Source organism: Lentibacter sp., from assembly GCF_029254145.1.
In the GTDB taxonomy this organism is placed as follows: domain Bacteria; phylum Pseudomonadota; class Alphaproteobacteria; order Rhodobacterales; family Rhodobacteraceae; genus Lentibacter.
In genome coordinates, this window is record NZ_JAQWYD010000094.1 from 1 (window position 1) to 7,725 (window position 7,725).

General features: G+C 55.9%; 9 protein-coding genes and 1 tRNA gene. 7 read left to right on the plus strand and 3 right to left on the minus strand.

Annotation, left to right across the window (positions count from 1 at the left end):
* Positions 1–28: 28 nt before the first annotated feature.
* From P8O11_RS11080 to P8O11_RS11090, 3 genes are all read right to left on the minus strand, one after another.
* Positions 29–1,846, minus strand: a complete 1,818-nt coding sequence (locus P8O11_RS11080; RefSeq protein WP_300294219.1) for an ABC-F family ATP-binding cassette domain-containing protein — start codon at positions 1,844–1,846, stop codon at positions 29–31.
* Between the two features lie 41 nt (positions 1,847–1,887).
* Positions 1,888–2,616 carry a GNAT family N-acyltransferase gene (locus P8O11_RS11085; RefSeq protein WP_300294220.1) on the minus strand — a complete coding sequence of 243 codons (729 nt, stop codon included), beginning with the start codon at positions 2,614–2,616 and terminating at the stop codon, positions 1,888–1,890.
* Between the two features lie 83 nt (positions 2,617–2,699).
* Positions 2,700–3,164 (minus strand): outer membrane protein assembly factor BamE, encoded by a 465-nt coding sequence (locus tag P8O11_RS11090; protein ID WP_300294221.1) that lies wholly within the window; start codon positions 3,162–3,164, stop codon positions 2,700–2,702.
* Positions 3,165–3,242: 78 nt separating this feature from the next.
* Between P8O11_RS11090 and P8O11_RS11095 the strand changes: the two genes are divergently transcribed.
* The 7 genes from P8O11_RS11095 (at position 3,243) to P8O11_RS11125 (ending at position 7,705) form a co-directional block, all read left to right on the plus strand.
* A complete protein-coding gene (locus tag P8O11_RS11095) occupies positions 3,243–3,806 on the plus strand; it encodes a DUF177 domain-containing protein (RefSeq protein ID WP_300294222.1) in 564 nt (187 codons plus the stop codon).
* Positions 3,807–3,978: 172 nt separating this feature from the next.
* Entirely contained in the window at positions 3,979–4,185 is a 207-nt protein-coding gene (rpmF, locus tag P8O11_RS11100) for a 50S ribosomal protein L32 (protein ID WP_300294223.1), read from the plus strand.
* A 15-nt stretch (positions 4,186–4,200) separates the two neighbouring features.
* A complete protein-coding gene (gene plsX / locus P8O11_RS11105; RefSeq protein WP_300294224.1) occupies positions 4,201–5,328 on the plus strand; it encodes a phosphate acyltransferase PlsX in 1,128 nt (375 codons plus the stop codon).
* The gene (locus P8O11_RS11110) at positions 5,325–6,299 is read left to right on the plus strand and encodes a beta-ketoacyl-ACP synthase III (RefSeq protein ID WP_300294225.1); all 975 of its coding nucleotides are present in this window, start codon (positions 5,325–5,327) and stop codon (positions 6,297–6,299) included. Before plsX ends, P8O11_RS11110 begins: the two co-directional genes overlap by 4 nt.
* 108 nt (positions 6,300–6,407) lie before the next feature.
* Positions 6,408–6,710 (plus strand): integration host factor subunit alpha, encoded by a 303-nt coding sequence (ihfA, locus tag P8O11_RS11115; protein WP_089888467.1) that lies wholly within the window; start codon positions 6,408–6,410, stop codon positions 6,708–6,710.
* A 14-nt stretch (positions 6,711–6,724) separates the two neighbouring features.
* Positions 6,725–7,540 carry a MerR family transcriptional regulator gene (locus P8O11_RS11120; protein WP_300294226.1) on the plus strand — a complete coding sequence of 272 codons (816 nt, stop codon included), beginning with the start codon at positions 6,725–6,727 and terminating at the stop codon, positions 7,538–7,540.
* An 88-nt stretch (positions 7,541–7,628) separates the two neighbouring features.
* A tRNA-Pro gene (locus tag P8O11_RS11125) sits at positions 7,629–7,705 on the plus strand.
* Positions 7,706–7,725 lie beyond the last annotated feature (20 nt).

A 7,725-nucleotide genomic window follows, 5' to 3' on the forward strand; every position in this document is an offset into this window, starting at 1 on the left:
CCCCTAGAATCAGTCATCTCACAGTCCGTTAACCTGCCTGTTCGGCCTTTTCTTCAAGCGTTAACCACTCTTCTTCGGCCTTGGCCAAAGCGGTCTGACGCTCCACCAAAGCTTCCGTCGCTTTCTTGAATTTCACGGGTTCCTTGGTGAACAAATCAGGCTGCGCGAGAAGCTCTTCGAGCTTGCCAATCTCGGCTGTCAGCCGCTCCATAACGCTTGGAAGTTCTTTCAAACGATGCTCTTCCGTAAAGCTGAGCTTGGGCTTGGCTTTCGCCTTCTCCTGCTTCTCTTTTGCGCGTGAAGCCTTTGTATTTGGGCGGTTTTCCCAGTCATCACTGTCAGGTTTCTGGGCCTGATAGTCGCTCCAGCCGCCCGCATAAACAGTCGCCTTGCCATCGCCTTCCATCGCCACAGTGAGACTGGCCACACGGTCCAGAAAGTCGCGATCGTGGCTCACAAGCAGCACGGTTCCGTCGTAGTCATCCAAAATTTCTTGCAACAGATCCAGCGATTCGACATCCAAGTCGTTGGTCGGCTCATCAAGCACCAGTAGATTGCTCTCCCGCGCCATGAGTTTGGCCAGCAAAAGCCGCGCCTTTTCCCCGCCCGAAAGTGCCTTCACAGGCCCCCGCGCCTGACCTTCTTCAAACAGAAATTCTTTAAGGTATCCAACAACATGGCGTGGCATTCCGCGTACCATGATCTGGTCGGCCTTGCCTGAGACCCGCATATCAGGATCGCCTGTGAGGCTGTCCCAAAGACTCATCTCGGGGTCAAGCTGGGCACGCGCCTGATCAAAGATCGCCGCCTCAAGATTGGTTCCCAGTTTAACAGTGCCTGCGTCGGGTTCTTCCAGCTTCATCAATAGCTTAATAGCAGTTGTCTTACCCACACCATTGGGTCCGACAAAAGCAATACGGTCCCCGCGCTGCACGGTGATGTCAAAATCTGTTAAGATCTGCTTGCCATCATAGGCTTTCGAAATCCCTATCGCTTCAATGACTTTCTTGCCCGAAACCGACCCCGAAGACAGCGCCATCCCTGCTGTGCCCTGCCGTCTGATCTGGCTTGAGCGCTCCTCGCGCAGCTCAGCAAGGGCACGTACGCGGCCTTGGTTACGCTTCCTGCGCGCACTGATGCCTTCGACAGCCCAGCGAGCCTCGGCCTTGATCTTGCGGTCAAGCTTGTGGCGGGCTTGGTCCTCTTCGTCCCAAAGCTTGTCGCGCCAGGCTTCAAAATGTTCAAATCCTTGCTCATTCCGAAGTACTTTTCCTCTGTCAATCCAGAGTGTTGCGCGGGTAAGTTCACGCAGAAATGCGCGGTCGTGACTGATCAAAACAAAGGCCGTGCGTGTCGCCTTCAGCTCGCCTTCCAGCCAGCGGATTGCTTCAATATCAAGGTGGTTTGTCGGCTCATCGAGCAGCATCAGCTCAGGCGCTTCCGCCATCAGCTTGGCCAAGGCCGCGCGCCGTTTCTCTCCGCCGCTGGCGGTCTCAACAGGACGGTCAGGGTCAAACTTGAGGCCCTCACCAGCCCGCTCAACTCGGTAAAGCTCACCTGGCTCAAGCCCACTTGACGCATAGTCTCCAAGCGTCAAAAAGCCTGCCATATCAGGCTCTTGCTCCATATAGCCCACGCGGACACCGGGTCCAGCAACCACATCGCCCTTGTCCGTTTCAACTAGCCCCGCCATCACTTTCATGAGCGTCGATTTGCCCGAACCGTTCCGCCCGACCAAAGCGAGTCGATCGCCAGATTGTAAGGCGGCCGAAAGCCCGTCAAAGACTGGGTTTCCGCCGAATGTCAGTGAGACATCATTGAGCTGTAAAAGGGGTGCGCGTGCCATGGCAGAGCGCTATCGCTACCTGCGCGCAGCGTCAAGCGCTCTCACGCTGCAAGCGCCCGCAAAAGCCGTTTGCGCGCAGCCGGGATCGCCCTGACTTCAAGCCCCGTAAACACATGCATCGTGCCCATTTCCCTGTCGATGACGGCATGGTCGCTGACCCAGCCTCCCATTGCCAGATAGCTGCGCAACAACGGCGGCATTTGGACAATGCCACGCTTCGGATCAGCCTCTCCGTGAGGCGCCGTTCCGAAATCAAAAACGTCCCGTGCGCGCTGTCTTGGCCGCCAACACTCGGGCGCAAGATGCCGCGCCCTTAAGAGCGCAAAGCTGTCCTGATACCGCAAGCCACTCACGCCAGAAAAAGACGCACAGCCAAACAACATCTTTATGTTTTGTTCATCCACAAAGCGCGTCAAAGCTGCCCAAGCAATGCGCAAGACATCTGGCTCCGCCTCCTCTGGCTCCAGACAAAACCGCCCCATCTCAAGCATTTTGCCCTCAAAGCCCGCAAGCTGACCCAAATCATAAAACTGTGCTGAATAGCTTTGCAAAAGCGCCCGCCCTGACGGCAACGGCATTATCCTAAAGCAGCCCAAGAGCCGCCCTTCACTATTGTTGATCAGAACATGCTCACACGCTGCATCAAAAGTGTCTTCATCAATACCTGCACAGCCAAAAAAAGCCCTATGGCGCAGTGCCTTAGCCGCCAAAATGTCAGCCTCGCTCGCCGCCAGCCGCACATGATATCCGCCTCTATCGAAGGCCTTCATCCTCAACCCTTCATCCATAAACCCACACGCGCTGGTCCAAAGCCTAGCACAAAATAGGTTTCAAGGCTGTGACAAACAGCGTGTTATTGAAGACTGTCAGATGTAAAGCGGCCGATGCTCCCCACCAGCTGACGTATGAAGGTGTTGTCATTGACCGTCTTGTCCGTCACGCGGCGAGACAAGGTCACAACATTCCCATCCTGCAGTGAGAAGCGCTCGATGTTCTCTACAATGCCCGCCTCACTGAAGCTGATGGCAAGAACTTCGCGCTCAATCTCTTTCGGGCGCATCGCGCCAAAATGTCTGACGCTGCTTTTCACATAATAATAGCCGCTGTCGTTCAAAATCCCTGATGTCGAAGGAACCCCCACCACATCCGCCACACTCTCGCGGGAATCAACACCCACAACAATTTCGGCCAATTCACTCTCCGAAGGCACATAGCCATGGTCGCGATAGGTCGCTGCACAAGAGCTCAGCGCCATGAAAACAAGCCCAAGCAGCAAAAACGCCGCGCTCTGCTTTATCGGGTGGGTAATTGCTTTCATCTCTGCCCTCTTGTATCGGCTGTTGCGGCCTTGCCTTCCGATTACTAAGGAAAGGCCCCCGATTCAAGGAGCGGCGCGATGACCCAAGACTTTAATGACATAACAACGATACCCGTTTCGCGCCTTTCGGCAAACCAAAGCTACAGCTTTTCGCTGAAACTTTCTGACGAGGCACGCACTGAAATGGCCAAAACGCTTGATCTGCTCGCTCTCAAAAAGCCGACCCTGATCGGCACACTCAAGCCTCATGGCGCTGATGATTGGCTGCTTAAAGCCCGTCTGGGCGCAACAGTACAGCAAGCCTGCGTCATCACCCTCGCCCCCGTCAGTGCCCGCATAGAAGAGAGCGTCGAGCGTCTTTTCGTACGTATCATGCCTAGCTTCGACGATCTTGAAGAAGATGCCGAGGTCGAAATGCCCGAAGATGAACGCGCCGAGCCGCTTGAAAACACAATCAATCTGGCGGATGTCTTTCGCGAAGCCTTGTCTCTTGCCCTGCCGCCTTATCCCCGTGCAGAGGGCGCAAGCCTTGAAAGCGCAGTTTTCACAGAGGAAGGCAAAGCAGCCCTTACAGACGAGGATACCAAGCCGTTTGCAGGCCTCGCAGCCCTTAAAGCCAAGCTTCAAGACCCCGAAACCTAGGTTGAAATTCGGGGTTGCAACTCATGCAATTCCAGTTATTTTCGCGCGCTCTTACGAATTTAGGGTTGGACAGGCTCACAGCTTTTGCATAAGAGCAGTCTGAACCCGTACACACAGGGCTTCGCCCTTCTGAAACTGGGCTCTTTTGCCCCTAGATAATTGAGGTTGCGACATGGCTGTCCAACAGAACAAAGTATCCAAATCACGTCGCAACAACCGTCGCGCGCACGATAGCCTCACGGCTGCAAATCCTAACGAGTGCCAAAACTGCGGCGAACTTAAGCGTCCACACCACGTGTGCCCCGATTGTGGCCACTACGCAGATCGCGAAGTGATTGCTGTGGCGGACGAAGTCGAGATCGACGAAGACGCGGCATAAGCCGAGCCTTTTCGCATGAGCCAGACAATCACGCCCAAGCCTGCAACTTCAAACCCGCAGGCGGAGCGCGTTGTCATATCGGTTGATGCCATGGGAAGTGATAAAGGGCCAGCGGCGATTGTCGCTGGCTGTTCACATTCCGCCAAGAAAAACAAAGACATTTTCTTTCTCCTACACGGGCGCAAGTCCGAGCTGGAGCCCCTTGTCGCACGCAAAAAGAACTTGCGCGGCCGTTGCACCATCGTTGATGCCGAAGGCATTGTTTCGATGGAGGACAAGCCGTCTCAAGTCATGCGTTCAGGCAAAAGTACCTCTATGTGGTCCGCGCTTGAAAGCGTGCGCAACAAAGAGGCGACAGTCTGTGTCTCTTGCGGCAACACGGGTGCGCTTATGGCGCTCTCGGTCATTCGCCTGCGCAAAATACCGGGTGTCTATCGCCCGGCAATAGCTGTGCTCTGGCCCTCGCGCAATCCGCAGGGCTTTAATGTTATGCTTGATGCCGGCGCCGACATCCGCGCCGATGAGCGTGATTTGCTACAATACGCCTTGATGGGCGCATCCTATGCACGCAATGGGCTTCACCTCGCGCGCCCACGCGTGGGATTGCTTAATGTCGGAACAGAAGAGTTCAAAGGCCGCGCCGAAATTCAGGCCGCCAATGAACTGATCGCCGAAAATGCTGACGCAGCCAATTTCGAATATGTCGGCTTCGTCGAGGGCAGCGATCTACCCGGAACAAAATGCGATGTCATCGTGACAGACGGTTTCACTGGCAATATCGCGCTAAAAACGGGCGAAGGCACTGCCAGCCTGATCCGTGACCTGCTGCGCGAAGCCTTCAACTATACGCCGCTGTCGCGTCTCGCCGCCCTGCTCGCCTTTACCTCGCTAAAGCGCCTCAGCAGTCGCATTGATCCGCGAAAAGTCAACGGTGGCATTTTTCTTGGCCTTAACGGCACAGTTGTCAAATCTCATGGCTCTGCTGATGCGACAGGCGTTTCAGCCGCAGTGAAGCTCGCTTTCCAGCTGGCGCAATCAGGCTTCAACGAAAAACTTGCCGCCCGTATTTCGGCCGCCACGATGCTGGCCTCCGAAGCAGGGACAGAGCACATAAAAAGCTCCGAAGAAGAGGCCAACTCATGACAAAACGTGCCGTCGTCGTTGGCTATGGCCACTATTTGCCAGAGCGGATCGTGGAAAACGCCGAATTCGAATCTTCGCTCGACACCACAGACGAGTGGATTCGCACGCGGTCAGGAATCGAACGCCGTCATTTCGCCGCCGAAGGACAGCATACCTCTGATCTTGCGGCCGAAGCCGCAAAAGCCGCCCTCGAACAAGCGGGTCTAACGGCTGGCGACATCGACGCAATCGTCGTTGCCACGTCCACGCCTGATCTAACCTTTCCTTCTGTTGCGACGATGGTGCAGCAAAAGATCGGCATGGAGCGTGGCTTTGGCTTTGATGTTCAAGCCGTCTGCGCAGGATTCGTCTTTGCCCTCACAACAGCAAACGGTTTGATCCTTTCAGGCCAAACCGAACGCGTACTTGTCATCGGCGCCGAAACCTTCAGCCGCATCATGGACTGGACAGATCGCGGAACCTGCGTTCTCTTCGGCGATGGCGCGGGTGCACTCATCCTTGAAGCCCAAGAGTGCGCAGGCACAACCGCTGATCGCGGCATCCTTTCTGCAGACCTCAACTCTGATGGTCGCTACAAAGACATGCTGTTTGTTGATGGCGGCGTCTCCTCGACAGGCACGTCTGGAAAATTGCGCATGCAGGGCAACGCCCTCTTCCGCCAAGCCGTTGAAAAGCTGGCCTCAACAGCCGATGCGGCCCTTCACAAAGCGGGGCTCACGCACAGTGATGTCGACTGGATTGTGCCCCATCAGGCCAATATCCGTATCATCCAAGGCACGGCCAAAAAGCTCGGCGTTCCAATGGAGCGTGTCGTGCTCACAGTGCAGGACCACGGCAACACCTCTGCCGCCTCGATCCCGCTTGCACTCTCTGTCGGGGCCGCAACAGGCAAGATCAAAACAGGCGATCTCGTCCTCACCGAAGCCATCGGCGGCGGTCTGGCGTGGGGCGCAGTCGCAATCCGTTGGTAAAAACGCCTGGAATGCGTCTCATTTATTGCTGAAAAGCTGCACGCCAAGCCATTGATATTGACTCGGAATCTCTCTCAGGCCTATGCTTGGCCAAACAGGGGAATAGTTATGAGCGAAAAAACACTTACACGTATGGATCTGAGCGAAGCAGTCTTTCGCGAAGTCGGCCTGTCACGCAATGACAGCGCGCAGCTTGTCGAAAGTGTGCTCCAGCATGTCTCCGACGCGCTGGTCACAGGAGAGCAAGTCAAAATTTCCTCCTTCGGAACCTTCTCGGTCCGCCAAAAAACGGCCCGCGTCGGTCGCAACCCGAAGACTGGCGAGGAAGTTCCAATTAACCCCCGCCGCGTTCTGACCTTCCGCCCCTCGCACCTCATGAAAGACAGGGTCGCAGCAGGCAATAAGCGCTAGGAGCGTCTCACAGCATGGCAAAATCAGCCGAAGCATTCCGCACCATAAGCGAAGTGGCCGAATGGCTTGACTTGCCGACCCATGTTTTGAGGTTCTGGGAAAGCAAATTCACACAAGTCAAACCTGTGAAACGCGCAGGCGGACGCAGATATTATCGCCCCAATGATATGGTGTTGCTCGGCGGCATTAAAAAGCTGCTCCATGACGATGGCATGACCATCAAAGGCGCACAAAAAATGCTTCGTGATCATGGCGTTAAACATATCTCAAGTCTCTCACAGCCCCTCGACGGTGAGCTTGCAGATGCGGTGAGTGATACCAATGCGATCGACATGGCCGTGGACGCGCCGAACGAGCCCAAGCCCGAAGCCGACATCGTGCCCTTCACACACCGCAAAAGCAGCGACGAGCCCGAGGCCACAGAGACCCAAACACCAGAAGACACATTCGCCAAGGCGCCACCGCAAGACGCATCGCCTGAGGCCGCAGCGCCCCAAGCTGCCCCCGAAACCACCGAGGCAGACGCAAAAGCAGATCCAGAAGATTCAGAAGAGCCAGAACAGACAGAGGCCGATAGCGCATCTGACCTCAAGACACAGCCTTCGGCTCTCCCGTCCTTTCTGCAAGCCGCCAAAGAACCCACAGAAGACGCCCAAGCCTCTGCGCCCCTGTCTCTGACTATCACGCTACCTGATGATCCAAGCGACACCGAGCTTGATGTCAGCGCAGGCCTTCTCAGCCGTATTGCCGCCTTTAAAGCCAGCCCTGATAGCGAAACGCGCCACGCTCTGGAGCAAGCCCGCAACGCACTCAAAGCGCGCGCCTCCTAAGCCTGTAAGGCTCTGAGACACGAGGCCCAAATTACACAGAGATTTGCCCTTGCCCTCTGGCTCAAAACCGCTAATAAGCAGCCTTAGTCGGGCTATAGCGCAGCCTGGTAGCGCGTCCGTCTGGGGGACGGAAGGTCGCAGGTTCGAGTCCTGCTAGCCCGACCAAAAAACCGCCCGTCCGGGAA

What these genes read in the sequence shown, in the direction of transcription:
- ihfA (WP_089888467.1), top strand. Translation starts at nt 6,408, where the DNA reads ATGAGCGAAAAAACACTTACACGTATGGATCTGAGCGAAGCAGTCTTT.
- rpmF (WP_300294223.1), top strand. Translation starts at nt 3,979, where the DNA reads ATGGCTGTCCAACAGAACAAAGTATCCAAATCACGTCGCAACAACCGT.
- plsX (WP_300294224.1), top strand. Translation starts at nt 4,201, where the DNA reads ATGAGCCAGACAATCACGCCCAAGCCTGCAACTTCAAACCCGCAGGCG.
- P8O11_RS11090 (WP_300294221.1), bottom strand. Translation starts at nt 3,164, where the DNA reads ATGAAAGCAATTACCCACCCGATAAAGCAGAGCGCGGCGTTTTTGCTG.
- P8O11_RS11110 (WP_300294225.1), top strand. Translation starts at nt 5,325, where the DNA reads ATGACAAAACGTGCCGTCGTCGTTGGCTATGGCCACTATTTGCCAGAG.
- P8O11_RS11080 (WP_300294219.1), bottom strand. Translation starts at nt 1,846, where the DNA reads ATGGCACGCGCACCCCTTTTACAGCTCAATGATGTCTCACTGACATTC.
- P8O11_RS11120 (WP_300294226.1), top strand. Translation starts at nt 6,725, where the DNA reads ATGGCAAAATCAGCCGAAGCATTCCGCACCATAAGCGAAGTGGCCGAA.
- P8O11_RS11085 (WP_300294220.1), bottom strand. Translation starts at nt 2,616, where the DNA reads ATGAAGGCCTTCGATAGAGGCGGATATCATGTGCGGCTGGCGGCGAGC.
- P8O11_RS11095 (WP_300294222.1), top strand. Translation starts at nt 3,243, where the DNA reads ATGACCCAAGACTTTAATGACATAACAACGATACCCGTTTCGCGCCTT.